The organism is Streptomyces sp. NBC_00083, assembly GCF_026343295.1.
In the GTDB taxonomy this organism is placed as follows: domain Bacteria; phylum Actinomycetota; class Actinomycetes; order Streptomycetales; family Streptomycetaceae; genus Streptomyces.
This window is the reverse complement of sequence record NZ_JAPELY010000004.1, coordinates 203,791-222,021: the sequence shown is the minus strand read 5'-3', so window position 1 is coordinate 222,021 and position 18,231 is coordinate 203,791. Positions and strand designations below refer to the sequence as shown.

14 protein-coding genes, 4 tRNA genes and 1 other RNA gene are annotated in these 18,231 nt (G+C 72.3%); 9 read left to right on the top strand and 10 right to left on the bottom strand.

The features are described from left to right. Positions 1-13 precede the first annotated feature (13 nt). From purL to purS, 3 genes are read right to left on the bottom strand one after another with little or no spacing between them, the layout of a single operon-like run. The gene (gene purL / locus OOJ98_RS31120) at positions 14-2,266 is read right to left on the bottom strand and encodes a phosphoribosylformylglycinamidine synthase subunit PurL (RefSeq protein WP_267058457.1); all 2,253 of its coding nucleotides are present in this window, start codon (positions 2,264-2,266) and stop codon (positions 14-16) included. Further along, entirely contained in the window at positions 2,263-2,943 is a 681-nt protein-coding gene (gene purQ, locus OOJ98_RS31115; RefSeq protein WP_267058456.1) for a phosphoribosylformylglycinamidine synthase subunit PurQ, read from the bottom strand. Before purQ ends, purL begins: the two co-directional genes overlap by 4 nt. Next, positions 2,940-3,200, bottom strand: a complete 261-nt coding sequence (gene purS, locus OOJ98_RS31110; RefSeq protein WP_078966365.1) for a phosphoribosylformylglycinamidine synthase subunit PurS — start codon at positions 3,198-3,200, stop codon at positions 2,940-2,942. The genes purQ and purS overlap by 4 nt, the downstream gene beginning before the upstream one ends. A 315-nt stretch (positions 3,201-3,515) precedes the next feature. On the opposite strand from purS, the gene OOJ98_RS31105 reads away from it, so the two are divergent. The 8 genes from OOJ98_RS31105 to OOJ98_RS31070 all read left to right on the top strand — a co-directional run bounded on the left by OOJ98_RS31105 (position 3,516) and on the right by OOJ98_RS31070 (position 8,093). Next, the gene (locus OOJ98_RS31105; protein ID WP_267058455.1) at positions 3,516-3,833 is read left to right on the top strand and encodes an Lsr2 family protein; all 318 of its coding nucleotides are present in this window, start codon (positions 3,516-3,518) and stop codon (positions 3,831-3,833) included. 125 nt (positions 3,834-3,958) lie between these two features. Beyond that, positions 3,959-4,030, top strand: a tRNA-Gly gene (locus OOJ98_RS31100). Between the two features lie 77 nt (positions 4,031-4,107). Then, positions 4,108-4,180: transfer RNA gene (locus OOJ98_RS31095), tRNA-Gly, on the top strand. Between the two features lie 144 nt (positions 4,181-4,324). After that, the gene (locus tag OOJ98_RS31090; protein WP_267058454.1) at positions 4,325-5,290 is read left to right on the top strand and encodes an ABC transporter ATP-binding protein; all 966 of its coding nucleotides are present in this window, start codon (positions 4,325-4,327) and stop codon (positions 5,288-5,290) included. After that, positions 5,287-6,105, top strand: a complete 819-nt coding sequence (locus OOJ98_RS31085; RefSeq protein WP_267058453.1) for an ABC transporter permease — start codon at positions 5,287-5,289, stop codon at positions 6,103-6,105. Before OOJ98_RS31090 ends, OOJ98_RS31085 begins: the two co-directional genes overlap by 4 nt. A gap of 16 nt (positions 6,106-6,121) precedes the next feature. Then, complete coding sequence (locus OOJ98_RS31080) at positions 6,122-7,339, top strand: sensor histidine kinase (protein ID WP_267058452.1); 1,218 nt, start codon at positions 6,122-6,124, stop codon at positions 7,337-7,339. Positions 7,340-7,392: 53 nt separating this feature from the next. Then, positions 7,393-7,995 (top strand): response regulator transcription factor, encoded by a 603-nt coding sequence (locus OOJ98_RS31075; RefSeq protein ID WP_267058730.1) that lies wholly within the window; start codon positions 7,393-7,395, stop codon positions 7,993-7,995. 22 nt (positions 7,996-8,017) lie between these two features. After that, positions 8,018-8,093 (top strand) — tRNA-Gly (locus tag OOJ98_RS31070). Positions 8,094-8,170: 77 nt separating this feature from the next. Here OOJ98_RS31070 and OOJ98_RS31065 read toward each other — a convergent pair. The 6 genes from OOJ98_RS31065 to ffs form a co-directional block, all read right to left on the bottom strand. Next, positions 8,171-9,070: a phosphoribosylaminoimidazolesuccinocarboxamide synthase gene (locus OOJ98_RS31065; protein WP_267058451.1), complete on the bottom strand. Its 900-nt coding sequence runs from the start codon at positions 9,068-9,070 to the stop codon at positions 8,171-8,173. 97 nt (positions 9,071-9,167) lie between these two features. Beyond that, a complete protein-coding gene (locus OOJ98_RS31060; protein WP_267058450.1) occupies positions 9,168-10,691 on the bottom strand; it encodes a N,N-dimethylformamidase beta subunit family domain-containing protein in 1,524 nt (507 codons plus the stop codon). 575 nt (positions 10,692-11,266) lie between these two features. Continuing rightward, positions 11,267-12,961, bottom strand: coding sequence for a hypothetical protein (locus OOJ98_RS31055; protein WP_267058729.1), 1,695 nt, complete (start codon positions 12,959-12,961; stop codon positions 11,267-11,269). Between the two features lie 313 nt (positions 12,962-13,274). Then, on the bottom strand, positions 13,275-14,531 hold the full coding sequence (purD, locus tag OOJ98_RS31050; RefSeq protein ID WP_267058449.1) for a phosphoribosylamine--glycine ligase: 1,257 nt from the start codon (positions 14,529-14,531) through the stop codon (positions 13,275-13,277). A 58-nt stretch (positions 14,532-14,589) separates the two neighbouring features. Next, positions 14,590-17,106 (bottom strand): DNA polymerase III subunit gamma and tau, encoded by a 2,517-nt coding sequence (locus OOJ98_RS31045; RefSeq protein ID WP_267058448.1) that lies wholly within the window; start codon positions 17,104-17,106, stop codon positions 14,590-14,592. A gap of 115 nt (positions 17,107-17,221) precedes the next feature. After that, an RNA gene (gene ffs, locus OOJ98_RS31040) (signal recognition particle sRNA small type) lies at positions 17,222-17,320 on the bottom strand. A 71-nt stretch (positions 17,321-17,391) separates the two neighbouring features. On the opposite strand from ffs, the gene OOJ98_RS31035 reads away from it, so the two are divergent. Then, positions 17,392-17,479, top strand: a tRNA-Ser gene (locus OOJ98_RS31035). A gap of 178 nt (positions 17,480-17,657) precedes the next feature. Here OOJ98_RS31035 and OOJ98_RS31030 read toward each other — a convergent pair. Continuing rightward, a complete protein-coding gene (locus OOJ98_RS31030; RefSeq protein ID WP_267058447.1) occupies positions 17,658-18,071 on the bottom strand; it encodes an STAS domain-containing protein in 414 nt (137 codons plus the stop codon). Between the last annotated feature and the right edge of the window lie 160 nt (positions 18,072-18,231).

Below are 18,231 nucleotides of genomic sequence, written 5' to 3'. Positions count from 1 at the left end.
ACGTGTTGGGGCCTTACTGGGCCAGGATCGCCGGGATCGTCGCCTCGTGGGCCGCGCGCAGCTCGCCGAGACCGAGGCTGAACTCGCCCTGGACGTCGACGGATTCACCGTCCACGACACCGATCCGGGTGGCCGGAAGAACGCGCGCACCGCACATGTCGGTGAAGCGCAGCTCCTCCGAGCGCGGCACGGACACGACCGCGCGGCCGGCCGACTCGCTGAACAGGAACGTGAACGCGTCGAGCCCGTCCGGCACCACCAGGCGGGCGCCCTTGCCGCCCTTGAGGCAGGACTCGGTCACCGCCTGGATCAGACCGCCGTCGGACAGGTCGTGCGCGGCGTCGATCATGCCGTCGCGCGAACCCGAGATCAGGATCTCGCCGAGCAGCTTCTCGCGGTCCAGGTCCACCCGGGGCGGCAGGCCGCCGAGGTGCTGGTGGACGACCTCGGACCACGCCGAGCCGCCGAACTCCTCACGGGTCTCACCGAGGAGGTAGAGCAGCTGGCCCTCCTCGGCGAACGCGATCGGGGTGCGCCGGTTCACGTCGTCGATCACGCCGAGCACCGCGACCACGGGGGTCGGGTGAATGGCGGTCTCGCCGGTCTGGTTGTAGAGCGAGACGTTGCCGCCGGTCACCGGGGTGCCGAGCTGGAGGCAGCCGTCCGCGAGACCACGGGTGGCCTCCGCGAACTGCCACATCACGTCCGGGTCCTCGGGGGAGCCGAAGTTGAGGCAGTCCGAGATGGCGAGCGGCTTCGCGCCGGAGGCCGCCACATTGCGGTAGGCCTCGGCGAGCGCCAGCTGGGCGCCGGTGTACGGGTCGAGCTTGGCGAACCGGCCGTTGCCGTCGGTCGCCATGGCCACGCCGAGGTTGGTCTCCTCGTCGATGCGGACCATGCCCGCGTCCTCGGGCATCGCGAGCACCGTGTTGCCCTGCACGAAACGGTCGTACTGGTCGGTGATCCACGCCTTGGAGGCCTGGTTCGGGGAGGCGACCAGCTTCAGGACCTGGTCCTTCAGCTCGTCACCCGACTGCGGGCGCGCCAGCTTGCCCGCGTCGTCGGCCTGGAGCGCGTCCTGCCAGGAGGGGCGCGCGAAGGGCCGGTGGTAGACCGGGCCCTCGTGCGCGACGGTGCGCGGCGGCACGTCCACGATCTGCTCGCCGTGCCAGAAGATCTCCAGCTGGGAACCCTCGGTCACCTCACCGATGACGGTGGCGATGACGTCCCACTTCTCGCAGATCTCCATGAAGCGCTCGACGTGCTGCGGCTCGACCACCGCGCACATCCGCTCCTGCGACTCGCTCATGAGGATCTCCTCGGGCGAGAGCGAGGAGTCGCGCAGCGGGACGGTGTCCAGCTCGACGCGCATGCCGCCCGAGCCGGCGCTGGCCAGCTCCGAGGTCGCGCAGGACAGGCCCGCGCCACCCAGGTCCTGGATGCCCGCGACGAGCTTCTCCTTGAAGATCTCCAGGGTGCACTCGATGAGGAGCTTCTCCTGGAACGGGTCGCCGACCTGGACGGCCGGGCGCTTGGCCGGTCCCGTCGACTCGAAGGTCTCCGAGGCGAGCACCGAGACGCCGCCGATGCCGTCGCCGCCGGTGCGGGCGCCGTACAGGATGACCTTGTTGCCGGGGCCGGACGCCTGCGCGAGGTGAATGTCCTCGTGCTTCATCACACCGATGCAGCCGGCGTTGACCAGCGGGTTGCCCTGGTAGCAGGCGTCGAAGACGACCTCGCCGCCGATGTTGGGCAGCCCCAGGCAGTTGCCGTAGCCGCCGATGCCGGCGACGACGCCGGGCAGCACGCGCTTGGTGTCGGGGTGGTCGGCCGCGCCGAAACGCAGCGGGTCCACGACCGCGACCGGACGGGCGCCCATGGCCAGGATGTCGCGGACGATGCCGCCGACGCCGGTGGCCGCGCCCTGGTAGGGCTCGATGTAGCTGGGGTGGTTGTGCGACTCGACCTTGAAGGTGACCGCGTACCCCTGGCCGACGTCGACGACGCCCGCGTTCTCACCGATGCCGACCAGCATGGCGTCGTTCTCGGGGACCTTCTCGCCGAACTGCTTCAGGTGGACCTTGCTGCTCTTGTACGAGCAGTGCTCGGACCACATGACGGAGTACATGGCGAGCTCGGCGCCGGTCGGGCGGCGGCCGAGGATCTCCCGGATGCGCGCGTACTCGTCCTCCTTGAGGCCGAGCTCCTTCCAGGGCTGCTCGACGTCCGGGGTCTCGGCGGCGTGCTTGACGGTGTCGAGGCTCATGCGTTGACCAGCTTCTTCAGGATCGAGGTGAAGAATCCGAGGCCATCGGTACGGCCCGTACCGATCAGCGGCTCCACGGCGTGCTCGGGGTGCGGCATCAGACCCACGACGTTGCCGGCGGCGTTGGTGATGCCGGCGATGTCACGGAGCGAGCCGTTCGGATTGCCGTCGAGGTAGCGGAACGCGACCCGGCCCTCGGCCTCCAGCTCGTCGAGGGTGTGCTCGTCGGCGACGTAGCGGCCGTCCATGTTCTTCAGCGGAACCTGGATCTCCTGGCCGGCCTCGTAGTCGGCGGTCCAGGCGGTCTCCGCGTTCTCCACCCGCAGCTTCTGCTCACGGCAGATGAAGTGCAGGTGGTTGTTGCGGAGCATGGCGCCCGGCAGCAGGTGCGACTCGGTGAGGATCTGGAAACCGTTGCAGATGCCGAGGACCGGGAGACCGGCCTTCGCCTGCTCGATGACGGTCTCCATCACCGGCGAGAACCGGGAGATGGCCCCGGCGCGCAGATAGTCCCCGTAACTGAACCCGCCGGCCAGGACGACCGCGTCGACCTGCTTGAGGTCCTTGTCGCGGTGCCAGAGCGAGACCGGCTCGGCGCCGGCGATGCGCACGGCCCGCAGGCTGTCCCGGTCGTCCAGCGTGCCGGGGAAGGTGACAACGCCGATACGTGCAGTCACTTGGACTGCTCCTCGACCTTGACGGTGAAGTCTTCGATGACGGTGTTGGCGAGGAAGGTCTCGGCCATCTCGTGGATGCGGGCGAGGGCGGCCTCGTCGACCGGTCCCTCGACCTCGAGCTCGAAACGCTTTCCCTGACGTACGTCGCCGATCCCCTCGAAGCCGAGACGGGGCAGTGCGCGCTGCACCGCCTGTCCCTGCGGGTCGAGGATTTCCGGCTTGAGCATGACGTCGACTACGACGCGTGCCACTGGCACTCCCGGTGTGGTGTGGTGCGAAGGCGGTTCCCTCAGAGTACCCGGCCAAAAAATCTACGCGGGTAGATATCCGAAGGGCCTGATCACGTTCCGGTTTCGGCGGCGACAACATGTGGGAAAAATCCCGAGAAAAAGTCGCCGAAGTCATTGCGTGGAGACACGCTGATGCAATTGGCTGGGCTTCACATTGCAATGGGTGCCGCTGTACAAAGGAATCCCAGCGAAAACGACATTGCTCCATAACAGCCGGAAGGCCGGTATCGCAGCACGTCAGGTACGTGCGAGTGGCGACACCGTAGGAAGGATCCGATATCCGTGGCTCAGCGCGTAGTGGTCACACTCTCCGATGACATCGACGGCGGAGAAGCGGCGGAAACGGTCACGTTCGGCCTGGACGGAAAGGTCTACGAGATCGACCTCAATCCCGCCAATGCAAAGAAACTGCGCAAGGCGCTCGCGCCTTACGTGACGGCGGGACGCAAGCAGTCGAAGTCCGGGAAGACCTACCGGCACACCGCCGTCGCCCCCGACCCGGCGGCCGTCCGCGCCTGGGCGCGCTCCAACAAGATGGACGTGCCGGCCCGCGGCCGGATCCCCAAGGCGGTCTACGAGGCCTTCGCGGAGGCGAGCTGACGACCCCCGTCCGGGGCGGCTCTGCGGCCGCCCCGGACACCGGAGTTGCACACCCCCCCTGCTGATCAGCTAGAGTCTGGAGCACGCCGAGGGGCAAGGCCGAAAAGCCAAGTCCACCGGAGCGTGCGGGTGTAGTTCAGTAGTAGAACACCCCCCTTCCAGGGGGGAGGCGCAGTGTGCAATTCCTGTCACCCGCTCTGCACTGCCTGACAGTGGTCCTTTTGGATCAGGTAGAGTAGTGCTCGCGCCGTCCAGTGAAAGCTGGCGGATGCATGCGGACGTGGCTCAGTTGGTAGAGCATCACCTTGCCAAGGTGAGGGTCGCGAGTTCGAATCTCGTCGTCCGCTCAGGAAGCACGTGAGGCCCCGGTTCATCGAACCGGGGCCTTCGTCATGTGCCCCGCCAAGTGCCGCTTCCCTCCTGACATTTGTCATGTGCGGCGATGACACCGCGCACTGCCCCGGCCCCGTCCACGGCGCGACGCTGAAGGCATGGCAGGAACAGGCACAGCAGATGTGATCGAGGTCGAGGAGCTGCGGCGGAGCTACGCCGGGGGCTTCGAGGCCGTCTCCGGAATCTCCTTCTCCGTGGCGCGCGGCGAACTCTTCGCGCTGCTCGGCACCAACGGCGCCGGCAAGACCTCCACCGTCGAACTCCTCGAAGGACTCGCCCCGCCCAGCGGCGGCCGCGTCCGGGTGCTCGGCCACGACCCGTACACCGAGCGGGCCGCCGTGCGTCACCGAACCGGCGTGATGCTCCAGGAGGGCGGCTTCCCCGCCGAACTGACCGTCGCCGAGACCGTACGGATGTGGGCGGGCTGCACCAGCGGGGCCCGGCCCGTGGGCGAGGCGCTCGAACTCGTCGACCTGGCCCGGCGCTCCACCGTGCGGGTCAAGCAGCTGTCCGGCGGCGAGAAGCGCCGGCTCGACCTGGCGCTCGCCCTGCTCGCCCGGCCCGAGGTGCTCTTCCTCGACGAGCCGACGACCGGCCTGGACGCCGAAGGGCGGCGCGACACCTGGGAGTTGGTGCGCGCGCTGCGCGACGGCGGCACCACCGTGCTCCTGACCACCCACTACCTGGAGGAGGCCGAGGCGCTCGCCGAGCGGCTCGCGATCCTGCACGAGGGGCGGATCGCGGCGAGCGGCCGGGTCGACGAGGTCGTCGCCGCGCAGCCCTCGCACATCTCCTTCGACCTGCCCGACGGCTACCACCTGGGCGACCTTCCGCCGCTCGACGGGCTCGGCGTCACCGGCCACGAGACGGCCGGCCGCACGGTGCGCCTGAGGACCGCGCGGCTCCAGCACACCGCCACCGGGCTGCTGTTGTGGGCCAGGGACAGCGACGTCGAGCTGCGGGGGCTCGACGTGCGCTCGGCCTCGCTGGAAGAGGCCTTCCTGAAGATCGCGCAGGAGCAGCGCACCGACCGCGGGGCCGGCACGAAGGAGACCGTTCGATGAGCACCACCGTGCACGCGGTACAGAGCCCGGCCCTGGCGCCCGCGCGGTCCCGCAGGACCGCAGCGGACCGCATGAAGGCGCTCGCGCGCGCCGAACTGACCCTGCTCGGCCGCAACAAGTCCACCCTGTTCACCGTGCTCGTCCTGCCGGGCCTGCTCACCGCCTCCATGTACGGGACGGTCGGCAGCATCGACCTCAAGAAGACCGGCCTGAACGCGGGGACCGTGCTGCTGCCCGGCTCGCTCGGCTTCGCCCTGCTCTTCGCCCTGTACTCGCCGCTGGTCGGCATCTACGTCGTACGCCGTGAGGAACTGGTCCTGAAGCGGCTGCGCACCGGCGAGCTGCGCGACCGGGAGATCCTGGCGGGCGCGGCGCTGCCCGCGGTCCTCATCGCGCTCGCCCAGTCCGTCCTGCTCGTCGCGGGCTGCTCGCTGTGGCTGCACGTGCCGCTGCCCGCATCGGGGTGGCTCGCGGCCCTCGCGCTCCTCCTCGGCATCGGCATGATCTGCGCGCTCGCCGCGGCGACCTCCGCCGTCACCAGGACCGCCGAGGGCGCCCAGATCACGGTGATGCCGCTGATGCTGCTCTCGACGGCGGGCTCCGGCATGGTCGTACCGCTCGACGTGCTGCCCGACAAGCTGGCCGCGGTGTGCGAGGCGCTGCCGCTGACCCCGCTGATCCAGCTGGTCCGGGGCGCCTGGACCGGTGGCGCCGGGGCCGGTGAGGTACTGCGGGAGCTGCTCGTCATGGTTGTCTGGACGTTCATCGCGGTCCTGGTCGTGCGCAAGCGCTTCCGCTGGGAGCCGCGGCGCTGAGACGGGGGGACGCGAGGTGTTCGGCCGGATACGGGAATGGCACCGACGCCACTGGCGGGACCGCAGCAGGGTCGAGAAGGTCGAGTTCCAGAGCCGGCTGATCTGGCGGTGCTCGACGTGGTTCTTCTTCCTCAGCTGGGAGGCGCCGTTCGTGCTGGCGAGCCTGCGCCACCAGCCCCTGCCGCTCGCCCTGGGCGTGGCGGCGCTCGCCCTCGGCGCGGCCCAGGCCCACCAGGGCATCCGGGCGCACCGCGGCGCGCTCGACCAGTACCTGGGGCGCGGGGACGCGCCGCGCGGCCCGCTCCTGGTCTCCCTCGCGCTGTGCCTGGTCTCGCTCGCCCTGGTCGCCGCGCTGTACGCGGCGCACGGCCTCCAGGACACCGACCTCGTCCTGGTCGTGGTCTACCTCGTGCTGCCGTTCGGGATGACGTACAGCACGCTCACCACACCGTGGCGGTTCCTCAACCGGTTCTCGCTGCTCGCGCTGCCCGCCGTGGCGGTGTTCGCGGCGGCCGGCGTGCCCGGCGGGCGGCTGCTGGCGCTGGCCATCGTGGTCGCCCTGTCCGGTACGTGGATCCTGCTGATGGCGCGCTGCGGGGCCTGGACGCTGTCGGTGATGTGGGAGTCCGACCGGGCCCGCGAGACCGAGGCGCGGCTCGCGGTCGCCGAGGAACGGCTGCGGTTCGGGCGGGACATGCACGACGTGCTGGGCCGCAACCTCGCCGTCATCGCGCTCAAGGCCGAACTGGCCGTGCAGCTCGCCGAGCGCGGCCGGCCCGAGGCGGTGGCCCAGATGGTGGAGGTGCAGCGCATCGCCCAGGAATCGCAGAAGGAGGTACGGGAAGTGGTGCGCGGCTATCGCGAGGCGGACCTCGGGGTCGAGATCGAGGGCGCCCGGGGCGTGCTGGAGGCGGCCGGGATCGGCTGTGCGTACAGCGGGCCCGCCGACGGGCTGACCGTCGAGGCGCAGTCGGCGCTCGGCTGGGTGGTGCGCGAGGCCACCACCAATGTGCTGCGGCACGGGGACGCGCGCACTGTGGCGATCAGGCTCGCCGTCACCGAGCACACCGCGACGCTGGTCGTCGAGAACGACGGCGTACCGGAGCGGCCGGGCGGCGCCCCCGGCTCGGGCCTCGCGGGTCTGCGCGAGCGCCTCTCCGCGCTCGGCGGCACCCTGGAGGCCGGCCCGGCGGGTGGCGGGATGTTCCGGCTGACGGCGGAGGTGCCGCGGTGAGCCCGGCCGAGGAGACGGGGACGAGCGGAGTGGACGCGGCGCGGGCCGGCCGGGTGCGGGTGCTGCTCGCCGACGACGAGCATCTGATCCGGGGTGCGCTCGCCGCGCTGCTCGGTCTCGAGGACGATCTGGAGGTCGTCGCGGAGGCCGCGTCGGGACCCGAGGCGCTCGCGATGGCACGGGCCCACCGGCCCGATGTGGCGGTGCTCGACCTGGAGATGCCCGGCGCGGACGGTGTGACGGTGGCCACAAGACTGCGGGCCGAACTGCCCTCCTGCCGGACCATGATCGTGACCAGTCACGGCCGCCCCGGCCATCTCAAGCGGGCCCTTTCGGCGGGGGTGCGCGGGTTCGTTCCGAAGACCGTCAGCGCCCGTCGGCTCGCCGAGATCATCCGCTCCGTGCACGCCGGAAACCGTTACGTGGACCCGGAGTTGGCGGCCGACGCGATCTCCGCCGGGGACTCGCCGCTGACCGTGCGCGAAGCCGAGGTGCTCGGGTTCGCGGCCGACGGGGCGCCCGTCGCGGAGATCGCCGAGCGGGCCGCGCTGTCGCAGGGAACGGTGCGCAACTACCTCTCCTCCGCCGCCGCCAAACTGGGTGCGGAGAACCGTCATACGGCCGTGCGTCTCGCGCGCGAGCGAGGTTGGGTATAGTGGTCTCCGCGCCACGGCGCATGCGAACGTAGCTCAGCTGGTAGAGCACCACCTTGCCAAGGTGGATGTCGCGAGTTCGAACCTCGTCGTTCGCTCCATGCAGGAGAAGCCCCCCGGCCATCGGCCGGGGGGCTTCTTCGTGTTCGTGCCCGGACCGCTCGGATCCGGGACCGCGCTACGCCCAGCTGACGCCGGTGAGCTGCTCGTACGCCTCGATGTACTTGGCGCGCGTCGCGTCCACGACGCGCTGCGGCAGCGCGGGCGGCGGCTGCTCGCTCGTGCGGTCCCAGCCGGACTCCGCGGAGGTCAGCCAGTCACGGACGTACTGCTTGTCGTAGGAGGGCTGGTCGCGGCCCGGCTGCCAGGTGTCGGCCGGCCAGAAGCGCGAGGAGTCCGGGGTGAGCACCTCGTCGGCGATGACGAGCTCCTCGCCCGCGAAGCCGAACTCGAACTTGGTGTCCGCCAGGATGATGCCGCGCTCACGCGCGATGTCGCGGGCCCGGCCGTAGACGGCGAGGGTGGTCTGGCGCAGCTGCGCGGCGGTCTCCGCGCCGACCTGGCGGGCCACCTCCTCGTAGCTCACGTTCTCGTCGTGGTCGCCGACGGCGGCCTTGGTGGCGGGCGTGAAGATCGGCGCGGGCAGCTCGGAGCCGTTGTCCAGCCCCTCGGGCAGCGCGAGGCCGCACACCGTACGGGACCGGTTGTACTCGACGAGGCCGGAGCCGGCGAGGTAGCCGCGGGCCACGCACTCCACCGGGACCATCGCGAGGGACTTGCACACCAGGGTGCGGCCCGCCCAGTCGGCCGGGGCGCCGGCCGGGACCTCGCTGGAGATCACGTGGTGCGGGACGAGATCGGCGAGCAGGTCGAACCACCACAGCGAGAGCCGGGTGAGCACGCGGCCCTTGTCCGGGATCTCGGTGGGCAGCACCCAGTCGTACGCGGACAGCCGGTCACTGGCGACCATGACGAGGTCGCCGGCCTCGTTCTGGTAGAGGTCACGCACCTTGCCCGTGTGCAGGTGGGTCAGGCCCGGAACCTCGATCGGCTCGGGCTTTTCTACGAATCCGGACACGGTTCCTCCGCGTAGGTTGATCCAGGGAGCGGTTCCGATTCTCTCCCATGCGCGGGGCTCCCCCGGTCGCGGGTCCGGCCGGGTCGCCCGGGGGCGTTCAGTCCCGCTTGCAGATGCGGTCGAGGAGGTTGGCCGTGGCGCGCTGGATCCGGGTGTCCACATGGCCGGGCCGGTCGAGCGCCGGGGACCACGCGAAGGTGCCCGCGGCGAAGACGAGCGCGCCCGACGGCGCCCGGTACAGCGACGTCTCCTGGTGCCGGGTGTGCTGCTCGCTGTCCTGGTACGGCGAGTGGGCGAGCAGGATGCGGTCGCGGTGCTCGGGGAGCGCGGTGCGCGGGTAGTAGCGGTCCGCCTCGCCCGCGACCATGCCGTCGATCTCGTCGCCGTCCCCGGCGCCGGTCGCCTCCCACAGCCAGTGGTCCGCGTTGCGTACGACCATGGGGGCGGGCTCGGGGACGCGGCCGGCGTACTGGATGCCGAGGAGCTGCTGCTCGGGCTTGGCGACCTCGCGCCACAGCGCCGGGCGGCCGGGACCGCGGCGCTTGCGGCAGGTCAGCAGCCGGTTGGGCACGCCCGACGGGGAGGGCCCCAACTCGACCTGCCAGTACATGGTGTTGGCGGAGAGGAAGACGAGCGAGGTGCCGCCGTCCCGGGCGAGTTCGACGGCGCGGCGCATCGGGGCCGACCAGTACTCGTCGTGGCCGGGGAAGACGAGGCCGCGGTAGCGGGTGGGGTCCACGCGGCCGGCGTGCAGATCGCGGGCGTCGGCGTAGGCCAGGTCGTAGCCGTAGCGCTCGGCCCAGCGGATGAAGTCGTAGGCGTGGCCGACGTGCAGGGGCAGGCCCGCGCCCGCGTAGGGGCGGTCGAAGGAGACGGTGGTCGCCGCGTCCTCCTCGCCGAGCAGCCCGCCCTCGTCGTCCCAGGCGTGGTAGAGGCTGGCGCCGGTGCGGCCGTCCTCCGGGTAGAGGTTGTAGGCCTGCCAGGTGATGTCGGGCAGCAGCAGGAGCAGATCGGCCGGGTGGTCGTCGCGGACCGTGAACGGGATGTGCGAGCGGTAGCCGTCGGCGGTGGTCAGGACGGCGACATGGGCGCCGACCGAGGCGTGCGCGGGGACCTGGTAGCGCCAGGACTGCCACCAGTGGTGGCAGGAGACCGTCCGGTCCGCGGTCAGCGGGGGCGGCTGGACGATCCCCGAGAGCCGGGGGCTGGTGGCGATCTTCGCGGCGCCGTCGCCACCGTAGTGGCCGATCCGGTAGACGTCGACGGTGAACTGCTGCGGCGGGTCCACGGTGATGTGGAAGTCGATGGCCTCGCCGGGCGCGACGGCCCCGCTGGAGGCGAACCCCTTGATCTGCTGGCGTACGTCGTCGGCGGTGCGCGGGCCGCTGACGTGGGTGCTGCCGCGCGCGGCGCTGCGCGAGGCGCCGCGCGAGGCGCCGCGCTGGACCGGGAGGTGATCGACGTGATCGACGTACCAGGGCACCACGTGGCCGGTGTCGTCGAAGTAGGTCTCGCTGCCGCGCAGCCAGGGCAGCGGGCCCTGCCCGAAGGGGTCCGAGACGGCGTGCGCGAGGGCACCCGACTCCCAGCGCCGGATGTGCTCCGACCGTTCCACCCCCATGCCACTTCCCTCCCTCGTTCCCCCGGAACAACACGGGCGCCGTCGCGGTGCCCGGCCTGTCAGCTACCGGTCCCCAGCACATCACATAACGCACGCACTCCGTCACCGTTCGTCGCGAATTGACGTGAAGGGGAAGTCGGCATTCCGGATGTGTCGGGGCGAACGCGACGCGTAGCCCGTGGCACGGCGCGGGGGCGAAGCCCCGGCACCCCGCGCCCCTGGCGGGGTTGGCCTTGGCGGCATGCCCAGCATCGGCATCCTCAGCCCGTCCGGCGTTTGAGGACGAGCGCCCTTCAGGCGCGAACGGGGTCTGGGGCGGAGCCCCAGGCAACCCCGCTTTCGTCTGCGGACCGTGCCCGCGTCTCGCGCAGTTCCCCGCGCCCCTGGCGGGGGTTGGCCTCGGCGGCATGCCCAGCATCGGCATACCCAGCCTGTCCGGCGATTGAGGACGAGCGGCCTTCAGGCGCGTCCGGGGTCTGGGGCGGAGCCCCAGGGGTCGGGCCAAGGGAGTCCTGCCGCACGGGAGGTGGGTGGGAAACGCGCGAACGGGGTCGGGGGCGGAGCCCCGGGGTGGGTCAGACCAGGCGGACCGGTTTTTCTGGGCGGATGCCCAGGGAGGCGAGCCAGTCGCGCAGCGCATCCGCGTCGCCGTCCTCGATCAGGGTCAGCACCGGGGAGGCCAGATCGGAGCGGCGTACCTCGTCGACGAGAAGCGACGGCCCGTCCAGCCAGTCGAGCCCCGGCGCCGCACCGGCCGTGTCGACCGCGGCACAGCACACCATCGCCGTCACATGGTCCGCGAGCAACTCCCGCCCCGTACGCGGAGGTTGGAGCGGGAAGAGCGGCATCGTATCGAAGCACCAGGTCTCCGGGACCGGCGCGGGCGGCGCCGACGCGGCCTCCTCACCCGCGACCTCCGCCGCGATCCCCGCGGCCAGCCGGTCCGCGACGTCGTCGCCCGACGTGGTCAGGTGGTCGATGACGCGCGTGAGCGTGGGCGCCCCGGGCTGCGAACCGCGCCGCTCACCGAGCCCGTCGAGCACCCGGTGCAGCCGCGCCGCCTCCGTACGCCACTTGCGGTCCACGACCTCCTCCGGATACGCCGCCCAGTCGAGCGGCGCCCAGTCGGGGCCCGGCTCGGCGGGGCCGCCGTGGAACAGCCGGGCGGCGAGCAGCGACGTCGCCTCGTCGGCGATGCCGGGCTCCTCCAGGAGGTCGCAGGCCGGCCGTTCGCCGAGCCGGGAGGCGAAGCCCTCGGCCAGGCGGTCGCGGCGGGACAGCTCGGTCAGCGCCGAGACCACCCCCGCGTCGAGCCGGGAGGGCCAGCGCCCCATCCGCCAGGCGGGCAGCGCGACCCGGGTCAGCAGCCGGTCCCACCCCGCGTAGGCCAGCCCGACCTGCTCCTGGGCGACGATCCGCACGCCGTAGTCCACGGCCTGTGCGCGCTCGGACGCCGCGGCGGCGACCCCGCGCTCCATCTCGCCCGCGTGCACCCGGCAGCCGCGCAGGAGCAGCCGGGCGATCGATCCGGTGAAACCGAGGGCGAGCCGCCGCACCGGGCCGAGGCCCGGCTTCGCGGCCACGCCGACGGCCGCGTCGAGCCCGCGCACGAAGCGGCGGGCGGCGGCTATGTCCGGGTGTGCGGAGGGCCCCGTACCGGCGACGACGGGCGCGAGGATCGCGCGCAGCTCACCGACGCGCATCCACCACATGAACGGCGAGCCGATGACCAGGACCGGCGCGACCGGCACCCGGCGACCGCCGTCGGCCCCGGCATCGGCACGGGCCCCGGCACGGATACCGGCACCCGCCTCGGCGCCGCCCCGCGGCGAGCGTGCGGGCGCCGACCGCCGCACCGCGGCGGCGTGCGCCCGGTGCGTACGGTCCTCCAGCCAGCTGTCGCAGTCCGGCGTGAGGGCTATCGCGGAGGGCGCCGGCACACCGAGGCGCTCCGCCAAGTCCCTGACCAGGCGGTACAGGTCGGGGGCGGCCGACTCCGAGAGGTCCACCGTCGGGGAGAGGGCCGGTCTGGCCCCTACGATCACGGCCGTCACGGCGGCCGCCACCAGCAGCACGAGCACCGCGACCGCGACGACCGCCCAGCACACGGCGGACCAGCCACTGCCTTCGATACGGCCCTGCGCGGCGGCGACGATCAGCACGACGGCGACAGCCGTCGGCAGCAGGGCCACGGCCAGCGCCCTACTGCGGATGCGCAGCACGGCGAGAGCCCGCGAACGCGCGTGCAGCGCGCCCGCCTCTCCACCCATTGCGGTACCGGACACGGCCGGACTTCACCCCCTCTGCCCTGCGGCGACGTTGCTCATGCCCCCACTGTGGCACCCGCCACCGACATCGCAATGCCGGTGGGCCAAGTGCCGGAACGCCTTCGCCGCACCATAGTTGGGCCATGGGCGGGAGTCATCCGGATGGGCCACTCGTCACTCGATGGAATGGCTTTGGGCAGAGGTGCGGTTGTTCAGGTCCGGCCCGTTCCGGGCAATTGCGGGCGCGGGGCGCCGCCGGGCCGCAACGCCGCGGGGCCCCGGCGTGACACCGGGGCCCCGCAGAGGTCGAGGAAGTTCAGCCCTGCGCGCCGGCCGCCTTGCGGGCGATGTCGGTGCGGTGCTGCGAGCCGTCGAGCCGGATCCGGCCGACCGCCGTGTACGCCCGCTCCCGGGCCTGGACGAGGTCCGCGCCGGTCGCGGTGACCGACAGGACCCGGCCGCCCGCGCTCACGACGGCGTCGCCGTCCCTGCGGGTCCCGGCGTGCAGAACGTACGCGGTGGGCTCATCCTGCGCGGCGACCTCGGCGAGCCCCTCGATGGGGTCGCCGGTGCGGGGGGCCTCGGGGTAGTTGTGCGAGGCGATGACCACGGTGACCGCCGCGTCCTCGCGCCAGGCCAGCGGCTCCTGTGCGTCCAGGGTGCCGTTGGCCGAGTGGAACAGGACGCCCGCGAGCGGGGTCCGCAGGCGGGCGAGGACGACCTGGGTCTCGGGGTCGCCGAAACGCGCGTTGAACTCGATGACCCGTACCCCGCGCGAGGTGATCGCGAGGCCCGCGTACAGCAGGCCGGAGAACGGGGTGCCGCGGCGGCGCAGTTCGTCGACGGTGGGCTGGAGCACGCTCTCCATAACCTCGTCGACGAGCTTCGGGTCGGCCCACGGCAGGGGCGAATAGGCGCCCATACCACCGGTGTTGGGGCCCTCGTCGCCGTCGAGCGCGCGCTTGAAGTCCTGCGCGGGCTGGAGCGGCAGGACGGTGACGCCGTCGGTGATCGCGAAGAGCGAGACCTCGGGACCGTCGAGGAACTCCTCGATGACGACGCGTTCGCAGGCCAGCGCGTGGGACCGGGCGGCGGCGAGGTCGTCGGTCACGACGACGCCCTTGCCGGCGGCGAGGCCGTCGTCCTTCACGACGTAGGGAGCGCCGAAGGCGTCGAGCGCCCGGTCGATCTCCTCGGGGGTGGTGCAGAGGTAGGAGCGGGCGGTGGGCACGTTGGCCGCCGCCATGACGTCCTTGGCGAAGGCCTTGGAGCCTTCGAGCCGCGCGGCCTCCTTCGAGGGGCCGAAGCAGGGGATGCCCGCTTCCCGCACGGCGTCGGCGACGCCGGCGACGAGGGGGGCCTCGGGCCCGACCACGACCAGCTCGCTGCCCAGCTCGACGGCGAGACGGGCGACCGCCGCCCCGTCCAGCTGGTCCACGGGGTGGAGTTCGGCGACCTCCGCGATCCCGGCGTTGCCGGGGGCGCAGTGCAGCGCCGTCACGTCGGGGTCGAGGGACAGGGAACGGCACAGGGCGTGCTCGCGGGCACCGCCGCCGATGACAAGGACCTTCACGGCAGTCAGCCTAGCCGCCGCGCCGGTCCGGTCTTTGTGCGGGCCACCAGGCGGACCCTCACCCCTCGTTCGTATATTCCTCCACCACGGTGGCCCCGAGCTCGCGCACGATCAGGTCGTGGCCGGAGAGCGCGTTGTCCACGAGGTCCGGGTCGTCGTCCTCCGGAACGTCGTCCTCCAGGCGCACGGGGGGTGGCGGAGGCTCCTCGTGGCGCTGGGAAGCGGCGCCCTGGGACGACTGCTGCCCGGGGGCGTGGCCCTGGGGCCGGGACTGGGCGCCGGACGCGCCGGGGCCTCCCGACGACCCGGCGGACCCGGCCGATCCAGCCGATCCGGCCGCCCCGGCGGATCCGTAGCCGGAGGCTGCCGGCCCCTGGCCTCCCTGACCTCCCTGCGCACCCTGGCTGCCCTGCTGGGGCCCGGAGTGCTGCGAGGACGACGGGGCCTGCTGATGCTGCTGGTACGGCTGGGGCGAGGCGGGCCTGGATGCGCCGCCTCCGAAGTTGGCCGCGGCGGCCGGGGGCTGGGCGCCGCCCGACGGGTCGATGATCGCCTCGACCTTCCACTGCACGCCGAACCGCTCGGAGAGCACACCGCGCAGCACGTCCTCGCTGCCGCTGCTCGCGAAGTTGTCCCGGGCGCCGGCGTTGATGAAGCCCAGCTGCACGGTGGTGCCGTCGAACCCGGCCACCTGCGCGTTCTGACTGAGCAGGATCCAGGTGAAGCGCCGCTTGTTCTTGACGGCTTCCAGAATGTCCGGCCACATGTTGCGCACTTGCAGGGCGTTGCCCTGGGCGGCGGCGGTCGGGGCGGGAGCGGTGGGGACGGGAGCGGCGGGCTCGGGGGCGGCGGGCGCGCCGGACCCTGCCGGTCCGGCTGACGCGGCGGAGGGCCAGGCGCCCGCCCCGGAACCGGATCCCGTACTCGTACCCGTACCCGACCCCGAACCGGCGGCGGAACCGGAACCGGGGGCCGCCGCACCGGGCCAGGCGCCGGGGCGCTGGCCCCCACTCCCCTGCCCGGCCGCCGCGGCAGCCGGCCAGGCCCCGGCAGCGGGCCCGGCCTGCGCGGGCTGCTGCACGGGCGGCTGTACGGGCTGGGGCTCGGCCTGGGGCTGCGCGGACGGCGCCTGCTGCGGGGCGGGGTGCGGGGCCGGCTGATGCTGCTGGGTCGGCTGGTGCTGCGGGGCCGATTGCGGCGCCTGCGGAGCGGCCGGTGCGGCCGGTGCGCCGGGACCGGCGTGGGCGGGCCCGCCCGTCTGCCCCGGAGCACCGGTCGCCCCCGCACCCCGCACCGCGGCCCGAGCGGCATCGGGCCCGCCGGGGCCACCGGGGCCGCCCTGCATCGGCGCATGCGCCTCGGGCCCCGGCACGTACCCCATGGCGGGACCGCCGCCCGGCGCGGCCTGGAACTGGAGGGCGCCCCGCTCCAGCCGGTCGATGCGGGCCTGGAGCGAACGCTCGTCGTCGTAGGCGGCGGGCAGCAGCACGCGGGCGCAGATCAATTCGAGCTGGAGCCGGGGCGAGGTGGCCCCGCGCATTTCGGTGAGCCCCGCGTTGACGAGGTCGGCGGCCCGGCTCAGCTCGGCCGCGCCGAACACGGAGGCCTGTGCCTGCATGCGCTCGACGACATCGGCCGGAGCGTCGATGAGCCCCTTCTCGCCCGCGTCGGGAACGGCGGCGAGGATGACGAGGTCGCGCAGCCGCTCCAGGAGGTCGGCGACGAAGCGGCGCGGATCGTTGCCGCCCTCGATGACGTGGTCGACGATCTCGAAGGCGGCGGCGCCGTCGCCCGCGGCGAAGGCGTCGACCACGGAGTCGAGCAGCGAGGTGTCCGTGTAGCCGAGCAGGGCGGTGGCCATGGCGTACGTCACACCGTCGTCGGCGGCGCCGGCGAGCAGCTGGTCCATGACGGACATCGAGTCACGCACGGAACCGGCGCCGGCCCGCACCACGAGTGGCAGCACGCCGTCCTCGACGGGGATGCCCTCGCGGCCGCAGACCTCGCCGAGGTACTCCCGCAGGGTGCCGGGCGGGACGAGGCGGAACGGGTAGTGGTGCGTACGCGACCGGATCGTCCCGATGACCTTCTCGGGCTCGGTGGTGGCGAAGATGAACTTGAGGTGCTCCGGCGGCTCCTCGACGACCTTCAGGAGGGCGTTGAAGCCGGCCGAGGTCACCATGTGGGCCTCGTCGATGATGTAGATCTTGTAGCGGCTCGATGCGGGCCCGAAGAAGGCCTTCTCGCGCAGCTCACGGGCGTCGTCCACGCCACCGTGCGACGCCGCGTCGATCTCGATCACGTCGATGGAACCCGGCCCGGTGCGCGCGAGGTCCTGACAGGACTGGCACTCGCCGCACGGCGTGGGCGTGGGGCCCTGCTCGCAGTTCAGACAGCGGGCGAGGATCCGGGCGCTGGTCGTCTTGCCACAGCCCCGCGGCCCGCTGAACAGGTACGCGTGATTGACCCGGTTGTTCCGCAGCGCCTGCTGCAGCGGGTCGGTGACATGCTCCTGCCCGATGACCTCGGCGAACGACTCGGGGCGGTAGCGGCGGTACAGCGCAAGGGACGACACGCATACGAGGTTATCGGGGCCCACTGACAACCGGACCCGCCGACGGATCCCCCGCCGGCCCCGGCCGGACGAAAGGGCGCCCACGCAGGGGGAGTAGACCCGCACCCGCGCAGAAAAATTAAGCGCCCCCCACGCACCCGCCAGAGCCAACCTACCCTTGCTGCCTTCCGGCCCTGGGGGAGTTCAGTCAGATAGCGCCACGTGAGGGGCTCCGCACAGGGTACCTGATCCCTGAGGTGGGAACGAGTTCGCGAGCACCCCTCAACGTCTTGTATTGTTTGCCGCGGAGGATTCGCCTAGTGGCCTAGGGCGCACGCTTGGAAAGCGTGTTGGGGGCAACCCCTCACGAGTTCGAATCTCGTATCCTCCGCCATTGCTCTCACCGGGCAATACGTCGAAGGGCCCCGCAGTTCGCTGCGGGGCCCTTCGTCGTTGGCGGGCTCATCCACGGTCTCGACGTGCTCGGCGACGGGCCGGCGCCCGCCTCAGGGACGCCGCCGACGGATTTCGGGCCTCCGTCCCGCCAGGACCCGGGAGAGCCGGCCGGGGTCTCAGGGGTCGGGGACGGTCAGGGTCGGGTGGGGGGTGGGAGGGGCGGGGCCCGGGGGGTTGGCGTCGTCGGTCAGGGCGGGCGGGATCCGGTCCAGGAGGACGAAGGCCGATTCGAGGTCGGCGAAGCGGAAGAGCCGCATCACGCCGGGGGCTCCCCGGACCACGCGCAGCGTGCCGCCCCGTGCGGCCACGCCGTCCTGGACGGCCACCAGCAGGCGCAGGCCGCCCGCGTCGAGGAAGGTGACCGGCCGCAGGTCGACCACCACCTCCGGCGCCTGGCGGTCGATCAGTTTCTCCACGGCGGGTCCGAGCGCCGTCAGCGCCTCGATGTCGATCTCGCCGAACAGTTCGAGCACGGTGGCCGCTGCCGCCACCCGCTCCCACAGGCCGAACCCGGATGCGTTGGCACGCATGAGGAAACCCCCACGATCCTTTCAGAAGTGGCACAACAGCACGCGTACCGGTCGACTGCTTCCTAGCGCCGGAGCACAGCAGCACCCCCAGGGTTCGAGGCGGCGCCGCTCAGGGTGCGTCCACCATCATGCCCGTCCGGCGCCCGGCCGTATCCGGCGC

What these genes read in the sequence shown, in the direction of transcription:
- purL (WP_267058457.1), bottom strand. Translation starts at nt 2,266, where the DNA reads ATGAGCCTCGACACCGTCAAGCACGCCGCCGAGACCCCGGACGTCGAG.
- OOJ98_RS31030 (WP_267058447.1), bottom strand. Translation starts at nt 18,071, where the DNA reads ATGCGTGCCAACGCATCCGGGTTCGGCCTGTGGGAGCGGGTGGCGGCA.
- OOJ98_RS31090 (WP_267058454.1), top strand. Translation starts at nt 4,325, where the DNA reads ATGGCAGGAACAGGCACAGCAGATGTGATCGAGGTCGAGGAGCTGCGG.
- OOJ98_RS31085 (WP_267058453.1), top strand. Translation starts at nt 5,287, where the DNA reads ATGAGCACCACCGTGCACGCGGTACAGAGCCCGGCCCTGGCGCCCGCG.
- OOJ98_RS31055 (WP_267058729.1), bottom strand. Translation starts at nt 12,961, where the DNA reads ATGGGTGGAGAGGCGGGCGCGCTGCACGCGCGTTCGCGGGCTCTCGCC.
- OOJ98_RS31060 (WP_267058450.1), bottom strand. Translation starts at nt 10,691, where the DNA reads ATGGGGGTGGAACGGTCGGAGCACATCCGGCGCTGGGAGTCGGGTGCC.